Genomic DNA, 18,846 nt, shown 5'->3' with positions numbered 1-18,846 from the left:
CCCCCAGGCAGGTGCCCCCACCCACGAGCCGGCTGCCCCTCTCCGTGCTCCGGCCACCGGTCCTGGTGGGCCGCGAGCCCGAGTGGGCGCGGATGGAGGCCGCCTGGGAGGCGGGGCAGACCATCTTCATCGCTGGCGAGCCGGGCGTGGGCAAGACGCGCCTGGCCCATGACTTCGCGGCGTCGCGGGGCAGCTACCTGCTGCTGGAGGCGCGGCCCGGCGAACAGAGCGTACCCTACGCCTCACACGTGCGGCTGGTGCGGCAGATGCTGGCCCGGGTTCCCGACCCGGACCTGCCGCGCTGGGTGCGGCGCGAGCTGGCGCGCCTGCTGCCGGACCAGGCCGGGCAGGAAGGCCTGCCCCCGCCCATGGCGGACGAGGCCGACCGCAGCCGCTTCCTGGAAGCGCAGTGCCAGCTCGTCTACCAGCTCGCGGCCAGCGTGGACGCCATGGTGGCCGACGACCTCCAGTTCATGGACAGCGCCACCGCGGAGTTCGCGGTGCTGATGCTGTCGCGCCGCCACGCGCCCGAGCCCGGCGGCCGTTTCCCGCGCTTCATCGACACCTACCGGACGGATGAGCTGTCGCCCCAGGCCACCGTCTTCGTCCAGCAATTGGTGACCGCGGGGCTGGCCATCCTGGTGGAGTTGCAGCCCCTGGGCTCCTCGGCGGTGGGCGCGCTGCTCCAAAGCCTGGAGCTTCCCGGCGCGGAGAAGCTGGTGCAGGACGTGACGCGGCACACCGGCGGCAACCCGCTCTTCATCACCGAGACGCTGAAGTACCTGCTGGAGACCGGCGGCCTGGAACGCGGCTGGCCCGAACACGTCCCCGCCTCCGGCCGGGGCCAGCAGCTCATCCAGCAGCGGCTGGAGCGGCTGTCCCCGTCCGCGCTGCTGGTGGCCCGGCTGGCGGCGCTGGCGAAGACGGACTTCACGCTGGAGCTGGCCAGCGAGGTGCTGGAGATGAACCCGCTGGCGCTCGTCACGCATGTGGCGGAGCTGGAAGGCGCGCAGATTCTGAGGGGCGAGCGCTTTACCAATGACTTGCTCTTCGAGGTGGTGCGCCAGGGCGTCCCCGGCGCGCTGGGCACGCTGCTCCACCGCCGGCTCGCCGTGGCCCTGGAGCAGCGCGGCGCCGCGCCCGTCGTCGTGGCCCAGCACTGGCTGGACGGCCACGAGCCACGCCGCGCGGCCCCCTTCCTCGTCTCCGCCGCCAACGCGGAGGCCGCCGCCCTGCGCCACCTGGAGGCCGCCCTGCTCTATCACCGCGCCGCCGCGCTGCTGGACGAGACGGGCCTCTCCGAAGAAGCGGCGCTCGTGCGGGGCCGCGTACGCAACATCCCGACCGCGTAGCCGGCTCGGCTCAGCGAGGCGCCGCCGTCACCTCGCGCGCCACGTCCAGGAAGGCGCGGAAGGCGGGCGACACCTGCGCGCGGCTGGGGAAGTAGAGGAAGAAACCCTCCACACGCGCCGCGTAGGGCTCCAACACCAGGCGCAAGGTGCCGCGCGCCAGCTCCGCCTCCACGGACGGCTCGAACACGTAGGCGAGCCCCAGGCCCGCTTCCGCCAGCTCCACGTGCGCCCTCCAATGCGCGCTGACGAACGGCCCGCGCACCGGCACGCGCCAGCTGCGCTGCCCACGCTCCAGCTCCCACTGATAGATGGAGCCCGTCGTCTCGGAGCGGATGCAGAGACAGTCGTGCGTCAGCAAATCCGTGGGCCGCTCGGGCGTGCCCCGCCGCTCGAGGTACGCGGGCGCGCCCACCACGACGAAGCGAGAGCTGCCCGACAGGCGCACCTGCACCATGTCGCGCTCCAGCGCCTCCGACATGCGGATGCCGGCATCCAACCCCTCCGCCACAACATCCACCAGCCGGTCCTCCACGCGCAGGTCCACCTCCACGCGCGGGTGGCGCCGGAGGAAGCGCGCCAGGATGGGCGTCACCACGGGTGTGACGGCGACGGTGGGCACGGTGAGACGCACCGAACCAGACACCTCGCCCGGCCGGGCGGTGGCCGTCTTCAGGGCATCGAGCGCCTGCTCCACGGGCGGCCCTGCGGACTCCAGCAGGCGGCGGCCCGCGTCCGTGAGGGACACGCTTCGCGTGGTGCGGGTGAGCAGCACCACGCCCAGCCGCTTCTCCAACTGGCGGACGGACTGGCTCAGCGCGGACGCAGACACGCCCAGCTCCGAGGCGGCCGCGGCGAAGCTGCGCTTGCGCCCCACCACCAGGAAGGCATTCAGGGCATTGAGCGGCGTGAAGGCCATTGTGAAGATTTCCTAAGCAGCGCGTCCCGATTTCGCCTGTTACGCGCGCGCGAGCGCGGACGCATATTCCGTTCCGCCGAGCAGTGACAACACCCCAAGGCCAGGAGAGCACCCCTCATGATTCCCGTTCGCGGCTATGCCGCCCAGGACGCCAAGTCCCCCCTCGCCCCGTTCCAGTTCGAGCGCCGCGAGCCCGGCCCCAGCGACGTGCAGATTGAAATCCTCTACTGCGGCGTCTGCCACTCCGACCTGCACCAGGCGCGCGACGAATGGGGCGGCTCCCGGTTCCCCATGGTCCCAGGCCACGAAATCATCGGCCGCGTGGTCCGCGTGGGAGACCAGGTGAAGAAGGTCAAGGTCGGGGACATGGCCGGCGTCGGCTGCATGGTCGACTCCTGCCGCACCTGCCCCAGTTGCCAGGAGGGCCTGGAGCAGTACTGCGAGAAGGGCAACGTCCAGACGTACAACGGCAAGGAGAAGGACGGGCAGACAGCGACCCAGGGCGGCTACAGCGAGGCCATCGTCGTGGACGAGGCCTTCACGCTGAGGATTCCGGAGAACCTGGACCCGGCCGCCGCCGCGCCGCTGCTGTGCGCCGGCATCACCACGTACTCGCCGCTGCGGCACTGGAAGGTGCAGCCGGGTCAGCGCGTGGGCGTGGTGGGCCTGGGCGGACTGGGCCACATGGGCGTGAAGCTGGCCAAGGCCATGGGCGCCCACGTCACCGTCTTCAGCCACACCGACCGCAAGAAGCAGGACGCCGCGCGCCTGGGCGCCGACGCCGTCGTGGTCTCCTCGAACAAGGAGGAGATGGCCGCGCAGACGGGCGGGTTCGACTTCATCCTCGACACCGTCTCCGCGCAGCACGACATCAACGCGTACCTGCGGCTGCTGCGACGGGACGGCCACCTGGTCCTCGTCGGCGCCCCGGAGAAGCCGCTCGACGTCCGCCCCTTCTCCCTCATCCCCACGCGGCGGAGCTTCTCGGGCTCGATGATTGGGGGTATCCAGGAAACGCAGGAAATGCTAGACTTCTGCGGCAAGCACAACATCGTCTCCGACATCGAGCTGATTTCCATCCAGCAGGTGAACGACGCCTACGAGCGGCTGCTGAAGGGAGACGTGAAGTACCGGTTCGTCATCGACCTCGCGAGTCTGCGGAAGTAGCCGCCCGGGAGCTCCGGCTCCCACCTCGCGGGACAACAGCCGATAGGCAACGACTGCCCCGGCTCGAAGTCGCGCCCCGCCCACCGGCCCTGGAGGGCAGGTCAGTGCACGCCATTGCACATCGTCCTGCCCCATTGGTCAGGTGCCTGCTCGCCGTTCGGTGCGAATTCTCAGAGCATGACTACGACGATTGCGCAGGCCGGTTTCGTGAAGGTGACGTCCCCGTACCCCGAGGAGCAAGAGTTGTTGGATCCGGCGCTCGCCGCCCCCACGCCCCAGAAGGCAGCCCAGCTTCGCCAGAAGGCGAGCCATTGGCTCAGCCGCGCACAGAAGGAGCTGCACGACGCCATCTTCGCGCGGGACGGCTCGGAGGCCGGGCTGGACCGTTACGCCAGCGCCCGCGCGGAGCTCGACTCGGCGGAGACGTGGGCCCTGCGCGTCGCGGAAGCCTTCTCCATGCGCCGTGATTGACGACGCGACGGGAACCCCGGCGCTGGACGGCGGTGCCGGGTACTCCAGCGAACGTCACGCCACCCGGGCGGAAGCCTCGGTCCGTTCGGCCTGGGTGCCCTCCGGCAGCGATACCGGCAGCGACACCGGAGCGGGACGCTGGCCGTAGGGGAAGTAGTCCTTGAGCTTCAGCATGTGCTTCTCGAAGAGGTTCCAGCTCACCAGCGCGAGCCCCAGCGAGAGCCCCGCGGCCACCACGTAGAACACCAGCTGCATGGGCATGTCCGAGCCCGCCACCGTCTTCAGCGGCGTCTTCAGCACCGTGCGGCGCAGGATGGCGTCCAGCGGTGAGTGGATGAGGTAGATGGCGTAGCTGTACTTGCCGAAGGTGAGCAGCAGCCGCGTCGTGAGGAAGCGGTACAGGACATGGCCCTTGGAGACGGCCACCGCCTTGTACACGCACACGGCGTAGAGCACGGCGATGGCGGTGTAGCCGCCCGTGCGCTTCACCAGCTCGAAGGTGGGGCCCACCGGCAGCACCACCAGCGCGAGCACCACCGGCACCGAGGCCCAGACCGCCCAGCGCATCCACGGGAACGCCTTCAGGCCCAGCCCTTCCGGGTGGCGCAGCGCCATCGCGAGCAGGCCGCCCATCGCCAGCGAGTCCACGCGGCAGAACGTCACCACGTAGGTGCTCTCGATGCTGGCCCCGTACAGCGTGAGCCCCACGCGCACCAGGATGGCCGTGGCGATGGTGCCCAGGCACAGCCGGATGGCGCCCCGGTACGACACCGCGGCGATGAGGAAGGGCCAGACGATGTAGAACTGCTCTTCAATGGCCAGCGACCACACCACGCCGAGGATGGGGTGCGTGGTGTCCACCCACAGTTGGTAGAAGTTGGAGAAGTACAGCAGGTACCAGACGGCGCCGTCGGTGGTGATGCGCTCGTCCAGGCCCAGTCGGCCCGCCAGCGATGGCAGCACCAGGAACGACACCGCCAACGCCAGGTAGTAGAGCGGGAAGATGCGCAGGAAGCGGCGCATGTAGAAGTTGCGGAAGAAGTACGGCTGCCCCTTCGCCTCCCAGAGGATGCCGGTGATGAGGAAGCCGGAGAGGACGAAGAACAGGTCCACGCCCGTCCATCCGGCGCCGGCCAGCCACCACGTCACGCGTCCCGCCACGCTCTGGTCGCTCAGGTGGGTCGTGTGGAAGAACACCACCAGCAGGACGGCGAGGCCCCGCACACCGTCCAGCACGGGCAGGTGCCCCTGCAGGCGCGGAACGTGCGCCGTGGGTGCATCCACACGGCCAGAGTTCAAGGACATGAAAGTTCTCTTATCAACAACGACTGTCATTCAACAAGACCACCACCCGGCGTGCGTGGGATTGCGGTTCGGGGTGTCAGTCCTGCCACCAGGCAGTCGGGCGCGGGAAAAACGCACGCGCGCGTGAAACTCCCGGGCCGCCCGTGACACCTTGGTGCCGTGGCCCTCCTTTCCGCGATGAAAATGGTGCTGGCAGGTGCGCCCCCGTCCGACACGGACCGGGAGCGGACGTTGCTGCGCCGGGCGCGCACGGGTGACCCCGCGGCCTTCCGCTGGCTGTTTGAACGGCACGCCGCGGGGGTGTGGCGCTTCTTGAAAGACTTGCTGCGCGACGAGGCCGCGGCGGACGAAGCCACGCAGGAGACCTTCGTCCGCGCCCATGCGCGGCTGGGCGCGCTTCGCGACGAGGACCGGCTGGGGGCGTGGCTGCTGGGCATCGCCCGGCACGTGTACCTGGAGTCGCTGCGGCACCGGGGCGTCCACGTGGACATGGACGATGAAGTCCATGGCAGTCAGGTGGAGGCGGTGCTGCCCACGCCCACGCCAGAGGACCTGCTCCTGGACCGGGAACTGGAAGGCTTGCTGGCGGGCGCGCTGGGGACGCTGCGCGAGGACCGGCGCGCGGCGCTGCTGCTGCGCATCGACCACGGCCTGCCCTACGAGGAGATTTCAGCGGTGATGGGCTGGTCGCTCCAGAAGGTGAAGAACGAAATCCACCGCGCGCGGCTCCAACTGCGCGAGCACCTGGCCGCACACGTTGGAGGCCACTCATGAGCGCTTGTCGCGAAACCGAACTGGACGCGCTGCTGGCCGACGAACTCTCCCCCGAGGACGCCGCGCGGGTCCGCGCTCACGCCCAGGCCTGCTCCGCCTGTCAGCACGCGCTGAGCTGGCTGCGCGCGGAGCGTGGGTGGATGGCGCAGCGCGCGCGGCGCATGCCGGCGCGGCCCGCCCTGGACTTCGCCGCGTTGGAGTCCCGGCTGCGAAAGCCCGTGGTGCCCGCCGCCCCGAAGGTCAGCTGGATGCACTGGGGGAAGATGCTGACCGCGGCCCTGGCGTCGGTGGCCTTCGTGGGCATCACCACGCTCCAGGTGACGCGCCTCCCAAGCGCCGACGAGCCCTGGCCCCGGAACGACGCGCTCACCACCGCCACCCGGGCCGTCGACTGGTGTGACGACCCTTCACGGGAAGCCGTGGCGGCGCTGGAAGCCCGCGTGGGGGCGTGCCTGGTGGCCTCCCCCCTGATTACCCTGCGCTGACGCTGGCTGCGGTGACCTACGGCGCCGGGGTCAGCTGGCCCTCTGCGTGCTGGACGGCCTCCACCGCATCCACCAGGCCGTTGCCGTAGTTCGGATCCCACCCGGCCGGCCCCAAATCCCGGGCCGTCTCGAGCAGGGCTTTGCGTACCTTTTCCGCATCGAGCTGCTGGGGATTCAGGCTCCACACCAGGGCCGCCACCCCGGCCACGTGCGGCGTCGACATGGAGGTGCCCGTCTGCAGCGTGTAGTCCAGACCGGTGACGTCCAACGTCACGTCCTGCCCCATGAGCTCGCGGAGCACGTTGGCCGACTCCAAGGACACGGAGACGGTGGGCACCCACAGCTTGGACGGCCCGTTGAGCGTGAAGTTGCCCGTGCCCTCCTCGGCGGTGTGGTTGCCGATGATGACGGCCTTCGCTCCGGCACGGACGGCGTTGCGCACCTTCTCCTCGAAGAGGATGCCGCCGCCGCGGTCAACATAGGCGACGAAGCCATCACAGGTGGCGGCCTCTCCACAGTCGGAGATGCTGCTGCCCAGGCCGCAGTTCACCATCCGCCCCGAATAGGCGCCCACGGCCGAGAACTCCAGGGGGTTGGACGCGAACTGCTGGCCGCTCGCGGCCACCTCGCCATACGGCGCCCCGCCGATGATGGTGGCGCTCAACACGCCCACGCCGGGGGCCACCAGGTTGATGCCCTGGCCGTACTGGGAGAAGCTGGCCCACTCCCCCGAGAAGGTCACCGCGCCCACGCCCACCACGGAGTCGTACCCGGCGGGGAAGGACACCTCGCCCGCGCCGGAGTTGCCCGTCGCCGCGATGGCCAGCACGCCATTCGCCCTGGCCTGGTTGAAGGCCAGCTCCTCGGCTTCATTCTTCGACACGGCGCCCAGCGACAGCGACACGATGTTCGCCCCCTGCTCCTGGCACCACTGGAGCGCGGCGATGACATTCAGGGTGTCGCCCGTGCCGCGCTCGTTCAGCACCCGAGCAATCAGCAGCGACGCGGTGGGGGCCACGCCCACCGTGCCGTTGGGGTCCTCGCCCAGCCGCACCCGGCCGCCCCCGGCCAGCTGCGCGGCGATGGTGGCCGCGGTGTGCGTGCCGTGTCCGCCGCCCCACAGCAGCACGTTGCCCTTCGAGTCCACCTGCGCGTCCAGGGCCAGCGCGTTGGCGGACCCGTTGATGAAGTCCTTGCCTCCGATGAAGGCAGCCTGCAGCTCCGGGTGGCGGTTGTCCCAACCACTGTCGATGACGCACACCTTGATGCCCGTGCCCGAAGGCCGACCCACATCGAGGACACCGTCGTCGTTGGAATCCCAGACCTTGTTGGCCCGCACCATCTTCAGGCCGTCGGTGTACTCCCCCACGGAGCCCACGGTGTTGGGGGGCGGCCGAGGCTCCGCGCCCAGCCACGCCTGCGCGGGCAGCGGTGGCCGCGACATGCCGAGCGCATACACCGGACGGTTGGGCGACACCGACACCACGTCCGGATTCCGGGCGAGCGCCGCGCGCACCTCGGGAGACACCCGGGCGGACAGCATGTTCAGCGACGGGACGCGCTGCTTCACCTGGCCTCCAGCGCGCGTCACCTCGTTGGCGAAAGCATCCGTGTTGGCCTGCGCGGAGGCGAAGACGCGCTGCCGGAAGGCGATGATGACGTCCTCCCCGCCATCGTCCGTCAGGGCCGCCTCGCTTCGCGCCGCGGACACCACCGCCGGCAACTGGGACGACCCCTCGGTACCAGGGCACGCCTTGGGCTCCTGCTCCGAGCCACATGCCATCAGCCCCCCGACCAGACCCAGCCAGACGCAACGCTTCATTTCACGCTCCTCGAGTGCCCCGTCCAGCAGGCGTCGTACGTCACGGCGCGGCTGATGGATTTCCAGGGACGCGCATGAACGGGAGGACACCTGATTCCGTTCCCGGAGCGCAAGTTAACCACGCCAGCGAATCGTCCGCTCGCGCCCCTGTCCGTGGCAGGACGTGCCCGGCGAGCAGCCGACAGGGGAGCGTTCGCCCTTTCACGCCTCGGCTGGATCCACGCCGAAGAGGCGGAGCGCATCGGCGGCATAGACGTCCAGCTGCCGTTGTGTCTCCGCGGCGTCCCAGCCCAACCGGGGCGCCATGACTTCGGCCGCCACACGCGCGGCCGCCTGCCCCTGGTCGCGCGTCTCGAACGCCACCTTGAGTCGGCGGATGAGCAGGTCCGACAGGGTGTGCACCAGTTCGTGGGTGACACCCCAGGCAGCCTCGGCGGCCCGGTAGGGAAGCCCCTCGGCGAGCGGCCGGGACAACGCGGCGTCCTCCCGCGTCAGGGCCCACACGCGGCGCCAGCGGCTGCCATAGGCGCGCACCAGGTGGACGGCTGTGGCGTCGTCTCCCACCTCGGCGCGCGCCGCGGCGAACTCGGCATCCAGCGCGCGGATGTCTCCCCCCGGCAGGGGCAACACATCCGTGGGCGAGCGGCGGCGAGGCTGGCCCAGGCGGCGCTCCACGGCGTCCACCACGTCGCGCGCCATGACGCGATAGGTGGTGAGCTTGCCACCGCTGATGGCGAGCACGCCGGAGGGGCTCACGTCGATGGCGTGCTCTCGGCTGGCACTGCCCGCATCGGCCTGCGTGCCGTGGTAGCCGCTGGCCACCAGGGGACGGATGCCGGCCCACGCGCTCACCACGTCCGCGCGAGTGAGGCGCGCCTCGGGGAAGAAGGCGTTGGCGGACTCCAGCAGGTAGGCCACGTCGGACTCGCTGGCGCGGACCTCCGCGGGGTGCGCGCGCGTGGACGTCTCCGTGGTGCCGATGATGGTGAAGTTGTCGGCGGGCAGCACGAACATCACCCGGCCGTCCTTGGGGGACAGCAGCGTGAAGGCGTCGCGGTGGTTGATGCGCTCACGCGGCACGGCGAGGTGGACGCCCTTGCTGCCGCGCACGGCCGGGCTCGCCCCATTCGGCGCATCCAGCCGGCGGATTTCATCACTCCACGGGCCAGTGGCGTTGACGAGGACCCGTGCGCGCACGGTGACCTCCTCGCCAGTGAGGTGGTCCACCACCGTCGCGCCGTGCGCGTGTCCCTGCTCCAGGACGAGCGCCTTCACGGACGCGTGGTTGAGGACGACGGCTCCCGCCTCGGACGCGCCCACGGCATTGGCCAGGGTGAGGCGCGCGTCGTCCGTGGCCGCGTCGTAGTAGCGGGCACCGCCCTTGAGGTGGTCGGTGCGCAGGCCGGGCTCGGCCGCGTGGACCTGCCGGGCGTTGAGCCGCCGGTAGCCCTTCACGTTCCGGAAGAGGGAGAGGGCGTCGTAGAGCATGAGGCCCGCGTTGAGCTTCCAGCGGGGCACACGGGCGCCCGCGTACACGGGCCAGATGAAGGCGAGCGGACGCACCAGGTGCGGGGCGAGCCGCAGCAGGCGTTGGCGCTCGATGCTGGATTCGAACACGAGGCCCAGGTGGCCGTGCTCCAGGTAGCGAAGGCCGCCGTGGATGAGCCGGGACGAGCGGCTGGAGGTGCCGCTGGCGAAGTCGTCACGCTCGACGAGCGCCACCTTGAGGCCCCGAAGCGCGGCATCCCGCGCCGAGCCCGCGCCGGTGACACCGCCCCCGATGATGAGGACGTCGAAGGTCTCCGTGGCCAGGGCCCGCAGGCGTGCTGCGCGGGACGGAGGCGGGGGCACATCTGCTTCGGAGACAACACGGCTGAGCGCGACGGATTCAGAACGCACGGCACAAGTGTAGCGGCGTTGGCCGGCGAGGGCAGCGGAAACCAATGCGCTGCGTCAAGCGCGCTACACGGAGCGAGGCGACATGTGTCCGCGAGGCACCCATCCGAGGGGGGACGGTGCCTTGCGCGTCCGGATGAAGACAGATAGGAGGCGGCCGACCCCTCCCCTCACCCTGGGCTCCACGGCCTTGTTGAACCCCCACGACCGACGCGACCTGGCCAGCCTGGGACTGATGGTCCTGGTGTACGGGCTCGTGGTGGCGCCGGTGCTGCACGCGGTGGTGGAGCACGGCGATGGTGGTCATCACCACCCCCATGCCCATTCACACCCGCACGGGCGCGCCCATGCGCACGGTGCGGGGGACGAGCACGCACACCGTGGCGATGAGGGCGCGGGGGAACCCGCACCCGACGGTGAACGGAAGAGCGGGCACGAGCACCTGACGGGCTCCGTGGAGCACCTGCAGGCGGTCGCGCTGGCCTGGGCGGTGATGAAGCTGCCGCGCGTGCGTGAAGTGTCGTGGCTGGCGGAGCTCCAGCGAGGCCCCACGAGGGTCCCCGGCTCCGCGGTGCGCCCGACGGCGATGCCCCAGGGCCCGTAGCCGTCATCACCCTCGCGCAGCCAACGCAAGGAGCCTCGCGTGCGGAGCACGCAGGGGTCCGTGTGTCCTGCTTGCTGACTCACTTCTGAACCCGTCCCGGTGGGGTCACTCCCTGGGGCGTCGTGCGCCGCGCGAAGTCCAAGCGTGAGCAAGACGCCGCAGCATGGGGCCTGCGCCGCTGTGTGTCCGTACGTGCCCGTGCTCCTCGTTGCCGCAATGTCGTCGTGTGTCCTCGCCCTGTCGCCCTCGAACCGTCCGCCAGATGCGGCACGAGAGCCATCTCCCGCGTCCGAGCGTGCCGCGGCAGGCACGGGCACGAGCGCACATGACGACGTGCCGCCATTCGTGAACACGGAGCGCCAAGCCCCACCCTCGGCCAGCGCCATCACGCCCGTGAAGTCTCCGGCGGAAGCGGACACGTCCCCAGCCAACGAGCCCGGACAGCTTCCCAAGGAAGCATCCTCTCCTCACCCCAGCCCCCCAACCGCCGACGTCCCCTCGTCGGAGGCAAGCTCCCATCCTCTCCCCTCGGAGCAGGAGGAATCCCTCACCAGCGCATCCGACCTCGAGGCCGAGGAACCGCCGTCAAAGTCCACGGTGGTGCGCGGCGCGCGTCCCGCGCAAAGCGCGTCCGAGGTGACACTGGGCCGGGACATCTTGGACGCTGCGCCACGCAGGAACGCAGTGGACCTCCTGCGAGCCGTTCCCGGCCTCGTGGCCTCGCAGCACAGTGGAGAGGGCAAGGCCCAACAGCTCTTCCTCCGAGGCTTCGACGCGCTGCACGGCCAGGACGTGGAACTCGACGTCGGCGGCCTGCCAGTGAACGAGGTGAGCCACATCCACGCGCTGGGCTACGCGGACATCAACTTCGTCATCCCAGAGGTCGTGCAGGCGCTCGAAGTGACGGAAGGTTCCTACCGCGCCGCGCAGGGCGACTTCGCCGTCGCGGGAACCGTCCGCATGGACCTGGGCGTCGCCGAGCCCGGCGTCCACCTCCTGGGTACACTCGGCCAGTACGGCCAGCGTCGGCTCGTGGCCACGGTGCGACCGGGAGACGACGCGGGAACCTTCGCCGCGGTGGAGCTGGGTGAAGGCAGAGGCTTCGGCGCTCAGCGGGGCTACGGCCGCGCCTCGCTCCTCGCCCAGGCCAATGCGACACTTGGAGATGGGCTGACGGTCCGCGCACTCGCAGGCAGCTACGTCACGCGCTTCGACTCCCCGGGCGTGGTGCGCGAGGACGACCTGCTTTCGGGCCGCAGCGACTTCTTCTCCGCCGCCCTGGGCCGGCAGGGCGGCTCGGTGTCACGGCACCAATTGCTGCTCGGCGTGGACCTGCCGCGCACGGGGAACGGGCGCACGAAGCTGGAGGTCTTCGGCATCCTCTCGGACCTGCGGCTGCGCAACAACTTCACGGGCTTCCGTGTCGACGAGCGCGGTGACGGCCTGGAGCAGACGAACAACGCCACCACGCTGGGCGCCCGCGCCGAGCATCGGAGGTCCGTGACGGCCTTCGGCCGCCCGGTCGCGCTGGAGCTGGGACTGGGCGCACGGCGAGACAGCGTGGAGCAGACGCAGCGGCGCTACCGCGAATCCGACGGAACCTTTTTCTCCGACGAGATTGACGCGGCCTTCACCCAGACGGACGTCTGGGGCTGGGCCGAGGCCCGCATGCCACTGGGCCGCTGGAGCTTCCGGTTGGGGGGGCGCGCGGACGCGTTGGGTGTGGAGGTCTTCGACGCGCTCGCCTTCCGGGACCCGCGTTACTACGACGGACAGGGCTATTCGCGCAGTGCCTTCGGCGTCCACCTGGGCGCGAAGGCGGGCGTGGAGTACGCGCTGGGAGATGACGCGGACGCCTGGCGCCTGTTCGCCAGCTACGGTGACGGCTTCCGCTCGCCGCAGGCGCGCAGCCTCTCGGAGGGCGAGCGCGCCCCCTTCGTCTCCATCCGAGGCGCGGAGCTGGGCTCGCGCAAGGACGGCGAGCACTGGGCCCTGCAGCTCAGCCTCTTCGGCTCGCAGGTGGACAACGACTTCTTCTTCGACCACACGGTGGGCACGACTGTGTACACGGGCCAGACGCTGCGCTCGGGCGTCTCCGCCGCGCTCCAGGCCCGTCCACTGCCAGGGCTCGTCACCTCGGTCAGCGCCACGTTTGCCCACGCCTACGTGCGAGCCTCGGACACGCTGCTGCCCTACTTCGCGCCCTTCGTTGCGCGCGCCGACGTGGGCTGGGACGGTCCGCTGACCTGGACGGGGTTCGGCGGTAGCACGCTGTCGCTGGGCACGGGGCTCACCTTCATCGGTCCACGCCCGCTGCCCTTCAGCGAGCGCAGCGCCACCGTGTTCCTCGCGGATGCGCACGTCGCCATCCGACGGGGCGAGCTGGGGCTGCGGCTGGAGGTCTCGAACCTGCTCGACGCGCGCTGGAGGGATGGCGAGTTCGTCTACGGCTCGCGCTTCGACCCTGCCGCCGCGGCGAGCCTCGTCCCGGCAAGACATTTCACCGCGGGGTCGCCTCGGATGGCCTCGCTCTCCCTGGAGGTCCACCTATGAATCTCAGACACATCCTCACCGGCGCGCTGGCCCTGGCCGCCTCGGCCACGGTCCTGAGCGGCTGTGGCAGCGAAGCGGAGCGGCGCACCTTTCCCGTGGAGGTGACGTCCACGCCCATGACGGGCGCCAACGAGCGAGGCTGGACGGTGACGGTGGAATCCGCGCACCTCTCCGTGGGCCCGGTGCGCTTCTTTGAAGGCCGCGCGCTGACGGCCCGCCGCTTCGACTGGTACACGCTCATCGGCGGCACGGCCCATGCGCACCCCGGACACTACTCACCGGGCGACGCGCTGGCCGAGATGCTGACCACCCACACCGTGGACCTGCTCACCGGCGCCACGCTGGGCGACGCGAGCGCGGTGACGGGCGAGTATGGCTCCCTGGAGCTGACGCTGACGGCCCCCACGCAGGCCACCGACGCCCAGGGCATGCTGAGCGGCCAGGCGATGCGCGTTCGCGGCACGGCGCGCAACGCGGAGGGCGTCGAGCGGCGCTTCGACGCGCTGACGAGCCTGCCCAAGCCCATTCAGGGCGTGCGCTTCGAGAAGTCGCTGGGAATGGAGGCGGGCCGTGTGCGCATCGCCGTGAAGCTGGGGACGTGGCTGGGCCGCATTGACTTCGCCACCGCGACCGATTTGGACGCGGATGGCGTCTACACTTTCCCCGCCGACAGCCAGGCGCAGAACGCGCTGGTGCGCGGCGTGGAAGACACCACTGCCTACGTCACGACGTGGGTGGAAGGAGCTGCGCAATGAAGAAGTGGATGCTGGGGCTTTCCTGTCTGGGACTGATGGCATGCAGCGACGGCGCGGGCACGGTGACGTTCACCACCTATGGCGAGGACTACATCGAGAAGGAGATTCCCGCGGCCGTGGGTGGCGAGGACGGCATCGTGGACGGCTGGACGGTGCGCTTCAGCAAGTTCCTCGTGGTACTCGGCGAGGTGAAGGTCGGCAACCACGACGAGACCGCCATCGAGATGACGCAGGCGCGGGTATTCGACGTGCACAAGCCCGGCCCGGTGGTGGTGGAGACGTTCCGCGACGTGCCGGCCCAGGAGTGGGACCACGTCAGCTTCGCCATCGCGCCCAACGCCAACGCGGTTGCAGGCAACGCGGACGCCGCGGACGTCACGCGGATGAAGGACGGCGGCTACTCCGTCTACCTGGAGGGCACGGCGACCAAGGGCGCGCAGACCAAGCGCTTCGCCTGGGGCTTCACCACCAACACCGTCTATGAGCACTGCGAGAGCCCGGGCCTGGGCGCGGGCGTCACGGTGCCCAAGGACGGCGAGGAAACGGTGCAGCTCACCATCCACGGCGACCACCTCTTCTTCGACGACCTGCAGTCGCCGGACGCGAAGATGCGCTTCGACGCGCTGGCCGCCGCGGACAGCATGGGCATCGCGGGGCCCGACGGAGAGGTGACGCTCGAGGAGCTGGCGGCGGTGGACCTGACGGAGCTGCCGTCGGGGCAGTACGGCACGGGTGGCGTGGGCAACGTGCAGACGCTGCGCGACTTCGTCACGGCGCTGACGCGCAACCTGGGGCACTACCGCGGCGAAGGTGAGTGCGAGCCCCGAGCGCGCTGACCACGCGGAGGGATGCTGGCGCGGTGGCACGAACGGCAGGCCACCGCGCCAGCATGAGCCCCCAGGCCCGGGGCCGACCCTCCCTGGGCCTGGAGCCTTCAAAGCTCAGCTCTTGTTGTGCGAGGAGCCAGACGAGTTCGCCGCGGGGTTCCCCCCCGTCGAGTTGTTCCCGCTGTTGTTGCTCCCGCCGTTCGGGTTGTTGCCCGACTGCCGAGGGCTATTGGGGTTCATTTGGTTGGAGCGGTTGTCCTGCGACGCCTTGTGCGCGGGGTTGTTGGGATTCTTGGAGTTGGCGCGCTGGTCGTTCTGGTTCTTGCCGCTGTCCTTGCTCATGGACCTACCTCGGGACTCCCCAAGCGAAAGTGCCGGGGAGGCCTGAAACTAGGAAGCGGCCCAGGTGGAAACACTCGTGCGGAGGGGTTCGTCCGGTGTCGGGAAGCACACGACATCGCTCGGTGCCGGACACGGAATACACGAGCCGCGGCTTTGCCGGATGCGGCGGCGCGCAAGGGTGCCTACCTCGTGCCCAAGGAGGTGACGCGGCGTGAGGACGGTCACGTACGAGCGCAGTGGGCGAACGAACACGGGCGCACAGGCGCTCCGGCTGGAAGGAATGAAGCACCTGAAGGTGCTGGAGCAGGGTGAGGTGGTCAGCGAGCGCGACCTCACGGGAGCGGAAATCCAGCGCCTGGGCCCGCTCTTCGAACAAGCCAGCCGCGCCCCCGCCCCCGTCGTCATGGTTCCGCAGGCAGGTGGGCCAGACGGTCTCGCGGTGACGCTCGCGTTCGAGGACGAAGAATCCCCTCGCGTGCGCGTCGCGGCCGAGCGACTTCCAGCCCAGGGCGCTGGCCCCCTCTATGACGCCCTGCTCGAGGAACTGGACCACCTGCTGACGACCGAGCTGCATGCCCGGGCACCGCGCCGCGCACACGCGGTGCTGCCGCACCAGTTGCGCGAAGAGGAGCAGTAACCCTCAAGGCCCGATGCCACGTGTCATCCGCCCAGGCAAGCCGCCCATCGTGCGGACGGGAGCGAGCCTGTAGCCGGGGTTGCTGCCGAGCTCGGCTTCTGTGAAGACAGGAGCATGAGTCGCGTGCAGTTGTCCGTGCATCGCACGGTGGGAGAAGCACGGCTTCTGGCGGGTGCGCTGGAAGCCATGGGAGTTGCGGTAGAGGTTCGCGGAGAAGCCCTTGCCCCGTTGAGCGGCGAGATTCCGAGCGCGGAGACCTGGATAGAACTATGGGTGGAGCCGCATGACCTCGAGCACGCGAAAGGCCTCCTGGCAGAACTGCAGGAGAATCAAGAGCACGCCGAGCGGTCGGTGGAGTGTCCACGGTGCCGCGAAGAGAACCCCGGCAACTTCGAACTGTGTTGGAGCTGTGGCCTGGAGCTGCCCTCGGGGCTACGTCCAAGACTGCGGGCAGTGTAGTAGCGGGATGCATGGTGAGGCGGAGCGCGCCTCCAGGAGAATCGGCAGTGCAGGAAGCAGAGGGAGCGCATCGCCGCAGGCTGAACCGGGGGACCCGAAGCCTGCTCATCGTGTGCACCGTGGTGACGCTCATCCACCTCATTCCGCTTTTCATCTCCAGGAACATGCCCGAGCAGCAGCTGTCCATCGCACGCGCAATGTCGAGCGTGTCGCAGCGTGTCCCTTTCCTGCGGCCGCTGAAGGACGACGCCAAGGCCACGCCAGCGGAGCTGCGAGAGGCCGCGACGCTGCTGCTGGATGGGGCGCCAGATGACGCCCATGCGCTGGCCTTGGAGGCGGAGCGCCGGAATCCCCAGGAGGTCGAAACCCAGCTCCTGCTGGCGAGAATCTGCGACGTCGAGCGGATGAGCCGGTGTGTGAGCACGGCCCTGTCTCGAGCAGAGACGCTGGCCCCACGAGACGCGCGGCCGGACCTCCTCCGAGCGGAGCTACAGGAGAAGGACGGGGACGTCGTGGGCGCGGCCGAGGCGATGGAGCGGGCGCATGGAAAGGCGCCCAGCGACCCGCTGGTCGGACTGCGTTACGTCCACCTGCTGAGCGCGGCGAAGCGGGGCGAAGAGGCGCTGGCCGTCCTCCGAAAGCTCGAAGGGCGCCTGCCACACGCCAGGCTCCTGGTGGAACAAGGCAGGGTGCACAGCCGGGAAGGTCACGACGCCGAAGCGGTGAAGCTCTTCCGCGCGGCGGTGGCCGAGGACCCGAAGCTCAGCCTGGGCTTCTTCGAGCTCGGGCTCGCCTGGCATCGGCTGGGCAAAGTGGACACCGCGGAAGAGGCTTTGCGCCAAGCGGACCGGCTGGACCCGGCAGACCCCAAGGCGATGGCGGCCCTCTGCGCGATTCAGGTCAAGGAGCGGCGCATCGACGATGCCCGGCTCACGCGAATGGACCTTGAGCGGCGCTTTTCCGGGCGGCCGGAGCTGATTCGGAAGTCCTGCAGCATCCCCTGACACGAAGGGGCCGGGGACCTACTCCCGAGGCTCGATGCCGCGGATCTGTCGGAGCATGCGGGCGGAGGCCTTCACCTCGACGTCCACGGCTCCATCGACGCGCTCGGTGCGCACGACGGCCTGCAGGTAGGGGACTGCCTCCGCATCACGCCCTTGATGGAAGAGCAGCTCCCCCAAAGCGAAGCGAGCCCGCGTGAGCAGGACGATGTCCTCGGCGGCGACAGCGGCATCAATGGCGTCGCTGAGAGCGGACTCAGCCATCTCCGGCTGGTTCCGGGCGAGCAGCTCACGAGCACGCTGGATGTGTTCGTCGACGTTCATGCGGAGGAAGCAAGGTTCAACCTGGTGGGGACGCAGGCCGCCTCGCCGGGATATGGGTGAGTGCCCATGGACGAGAAGCGAATCGCCGAGCTGGAAATCCGCTACATGCACCAGCAGGAACTGCTGCAGGAGCTCAGCGGTGTGCTGTACGAACAGCAGAAGGTCATCGACCAGCTGCGCGCGGAGGTGGACCGGCTCAAGCAGAAGCTGGAAGCCGAGCCCGGCCTGGTGGACGCCCGTCATGACGAGCGTCCACCGCATTACTGAGGCTCAGAACTTGTAGCCGAGCCGCAGGCCAATGGTCGGGTTGGGCTCCAGGTAACCCACCTCGAGACCAATGCTCGCGGCCTTGCCCTGAAGGCCAAAGCCAAACGCGGCATGCGCCCGGAAGGTGTCGCCACGGCCAAACACGAGCCAGGGTCCGACCATGCCTTCGATGTAGACGCCGGACCTGGCGAGGTTCGCACGCAGGACCAGGTCCAACGGAACACCGATGTCGTTGCCCTCGGTGATGAGCATTGCACCGAACCGAGCGCCAACAGACAGGGGCCCCGCGAGCGGCGTCTCAACGCCCAGCGTGAAGTTGAAGACCGCGCTGTCATCAATCCAATAATCAGCCCCAAGCCCGACACGAACCGCGGCCTCTGAGTTCGTGGGTACGAGGAAGAGGCCGGCCGCGAGCAGCGCGCCAAGGCAAGGACGAAGCAGCTTCATTCGAGAGGCTCCTCTCAACACAGCGGGGAGCCCACACTCAACCAAGCCGAGCGCGTCGATGCCAGCAACACGGAGCTCCAAATCATCAAAGGCAGTCGCAGCGGAAGGCAGCGACTCGCAGCGGACGGAGGACGTTCACTGCAACACGACGCGCGACTCAAGCGCCCGCGTCGCAGCTGGGGAGCCGGTTGGCGTTGCCAAGGGAGCCGCGCGAGCCGAGCACCTGCTGGTGCTGGCCACGACAGCGGCCCTGCTGGCGGTGGGAGGCGTGCGCCGGCTGCGCACGCGGCGCCTGGCCCAACGCCCGCGGTGACGCGCGGAAACCCCACGCGCCCCAAAACGGAAAACCCCCGGTGTCCACGAGGGACACCGGGGGTTTCTCAAAAAGAATCCGGCAGCGACCTACTCTCCCGCGCGGTTTCCCGCGAAGTACCATCGGCTC

20 protein-coding genes are annotated in these 18,846 nt (G+C 69.7%); 13 read left to right on the top strand and 7 right to left on the bottom strand.

The window, feature by feature from the left end:
• The coding region (locus tag FMP39_RS34230; RefSeq protein WP_141594207.1) for an AAA family ATPase at positions 1-1,352 on the top strand (1,352 nt) is incomplete at its 5' end.
• Between the two features lie 10 nt (positions 1,353-1,362).
• Here the strand turns inward: FMP39_RS34230 and FMP39_RS34225 are convergent.
• Positions 1,363-2,268 carry a LysR family transcriptional regulator gene (locus FMP39_RS34225; protein WP_141594206.1) on the bottom strand — a complete coding sequence of 302 codons (906 nt, stop codon included), beginning with the start codon at positions 2,266-2,268 and terminating at the stop codon, positions 1,363-1,365.
• Between the two features lie 117 nt (positions 2,269-2,385).
• Between FMP39_RS34225 and FMP39_RS34220 the strand changes: the two genes are divergently transcribed.
• On the top strand, positions 2,386-3,435 hold the full coding sequence (locus tag FMP39_RS34220) for an NAD(P)-dependent alcohol dehydrogenase (protein WP_141594205.1): 1,050 nt from the start codon (positions 2,386-2,388) through the stop codon (positions 3,433-3,435).
• Positions 3,436-3,612: 177 nt separating this feature from the next.
• Complete coding sequence (locus FMP39_RS34215) at positions 3,613-3,906, top strand: FruA-associating protein, FapA (RefSeq protein WP_090495641.1); 294 nt, start codon at positions 3,613-3,615, stop codon at positions 3,904-3,906.
• Positions 3,907-3,960: 54 nt separating this feature from the next.
• Here FMP39_RS34215 and FMP39_RS34210 read toward each other — a convergent pair whose 3' ends face one another.
• Entirely contained in the window at positions 3,961-5,211 is a 1,251-nt protein-coding gene (locus FMP39_RS34210) for an acyltransferase (RefSeq protein WP_141594204.1), read from the bottom strand.
• Positions 5,212-5,388: 177 nt separating this feature from the next.
• On the opposite strand from FMP39_RS34210, the gene FMP39_RS34205 reads away from it, so the two are divergent.
• On the top strand, positions 5,389-5,985 hold the full coding sequence (locus tag FMP39_RS34205) for an RNA polymerase sigma factor (RefSeq protein ID WP_228558576.1): 597 nt from the start codon (positions 5,389-5,391) through the stop codon (positions 5,983-5,985).
• The gene (locus FMP39_RS34200; protein WP_141594203.1) at positions 5,982-6,470 is read left to right on the top strand and encodes an anti-sigma factor; all 489 of its coding nucleotides are present in this window, start codon (positions 5,982-5,984) and stop codon (positions 6,468-6,470) included. The genes FMP39_RS34205 and FMP39_RS34200 overlap by 4 nt, the downstream gene beginning before the upstream one ends.
• Positions 6,471-6,486: 16 nt before the next feature.
• Here the strand turns inward: FMP39_RS34200 and FMP39_RS34195 are convergent, their stop codons facing one another.
• Positions 6,487-8,292, bottom strand: coding sequence for a S8 family serine peptidase (locus FMP39_RS34195; RefSeq protein WP_141594202.1), 1,806 nt, complete (start codon positions 8,290-8,292; stop codon positions 6,487-6,489).
• Positions 8,293-8,493: 201 nt separating this feature from the next.
• A complete protein-coding gene (gene glpD, locus FMP39_RS34190; RefSeq protein WP_141594201.1) occupies positions 8,494-10,191 on the bottom strand; it encodes a glycerol-3-phosphate dehydrogenase in 1,698 nt (565 codons plus the stop codon).
• Between the two features lie 187 nt (positions 10,192-10,378).
• Between glpD and FMP39_RS34185 the strand changes: the two genes are divergently transcribed.
• From FMP39_RS34185 to FMP39_RS34170, 4 genes are all read left to right on the top strand, one after another.
• Positions 10,379-10,792, top strand: coding sequence for a hypothetical protein (locus FMP39_RS34185; RefSeq protein WP_228558575.1), 414 nt, complete (start codon positions 10,379-10,381; stop codon positions 10,790-10,792).
• Positions 10,793-10,936: 144 nt separating this feature from the next.
• A complete protein-coding gene (locus FMP39_RS34180) occupies positions 10,937-13,345 on the top strand; it encodes a TonB-dependent receptor (protein ID WP_141594199.1) in 2,409 nt (802 codons plus the stop codon).
• Positions 13,342-14,100 (top strand): hypothetical protein, encoded by a 759-nt coding sequence (locus FMP39_RS34175; protein ID WP_141594198.1) that lies wholly within the window; start codon positions 13,342-13,344, stop codon positions 14,098-14,100. Before FMP39_RS34180 ends, FMP39_RS34175 begins: the two co-directional genes overlap by 4 nt.
• Complete coding sequence (locus FMP39_RS34170; RefSeq protein WP_141594197.1) at positions 14,097-14,936, top strand: hypothetical protein; 840 nt, start codon at positions 14,097-14,099, stop codon at positions 14,934-14,936. Before FMP39_RS34175 ends, FMP39_RS34170 begins: the two co-directional genes overlap by 4 nt.
• A 105-nt stretch (positions 14,937-15,041) precedes the next feature.
• On the opposite strand, the gene FMP39_RS34165 is transcribed toward FMP39_RS34170, so the two are convergent.
• Positions 15,042-15,269, bottom strand: a complete 228-nt coding sequence (locus FMP39_RS34165; protein WP_090495650.1) for a hypothetical protein — start codon at positions 15,267-15,269, stop codon at positions 15,042-15,044.
• 211 nt (positions 15,270-15,480) lie between these two features.
• On the opposite strand from FMP39_RS34165, the gene FMP39_RS34160 reads away from it, so the two are divergent.
• The 3 genes from FMP39_RS34160 to FMP39_RS34150 all read left to right on the top strand — a co-directional run bounded on the left by FMP39_RS34160 (position 15,481) and on the right by FMP39_RS34150 (position 17,369).
• The gene (locus FMP39_RS34160; RefSeq protein ID WP_141594196.1) at positions 15,481-15,906 is read left to right on the top strand and encodes a hypothetical protein; all 426 of its coding nucleotides are present in this window, start codon (positions 15,481-15,483) and stop codon (positions 15,904-15,906) included.
• A gap of 114 nt (positions 15,907-16,020) precedes the next feature.
• On the top strand, positions 16,021-16,365 hold the full coding sequence (locus tag FMP39_RS38750) for a hypothetical protein (RefSeq protein WP_141594195.1): 345 nt from the start codon (positions 16,021-16,023) through the stop codon (positions 16,363-16,365).
• 11 nt (positions 16,366-16,376) lie between these two features.
• Positions 16,377-17,369 (top strand): lipopolysaccharide assembly protein LapB, encoded by a 993-nt coding sequence (locus tag FMP39_RS34150; protein ID WP_141594194.1) that lies wholly within the window; start codon positions 16,377-16,379, stop codon positions 17,367-17,369.
• A gap of 18 nt (positions 17,370-17,387) precedes the next feature.
• Here the strand turns inward: FMP39_RS34150 and FMP39_RS34145 are convergent, their stop codons facing one another.
• Positions 17,388-17,690, bottom strand: a complete 303-nt coding sequence (locus tag FMP39_RS34145; RefSeq protein WP_141594193.1) for a hypothetical protein — start codon at positions 17,688-17,690, stop codon at positions 17,388-17,390.
• Positions 17,691-17,756: 66 nt separating this feature from the next.
• On the opposite strand from FMP39_RS34145, the gene FMP39_RS34140 reads away from it, so the two are divergent.
• On the top strand, positions 17,757-17,957 hold the full coding sequence (locus FMP39_RS34140; protein ID WP_002640911.1) for a SlyX family protein: 201 nt from the start codon (positions 17,757-17,759) through the stop codon (positions 17,955-17,957).
• A 3-nt stretch (positions 17,958-17,960) separates the two neighbouring features.
• Here the strand turns inward: FMP39_RS34140 and FMP39_RS34135 are convergent, their stop codons facing one another.
• The gene (locus tag FMP39_RS34135) at positions 17,961-18,404 is read right to left on the bottom strand and encodes a hypothetical protein (protein WP_194858680.1); all 444 of its coding nucleotides are present in this window, start codon (positions 18,402-18,404) and stop codon (positions 17,961-17,963) included.
• Positions 18,405-18,846 lie beyond the last annotated feature (442 nt).

Origin of the sequence: Myxococcus sp. AB056, assembly GCF_006547365.1 — a bacterium.
Taxonomy (GTDB): Bacteria; Myxococcota; Myxococcia; order Myxococcales; family Myxococcaceae; genus Myxococcus; species Myxococcus virescens.
Note: the sequence above shows the minus strand (reverse complement) of the source record. Positions and strands in the feature narration are given on the sequence as shown.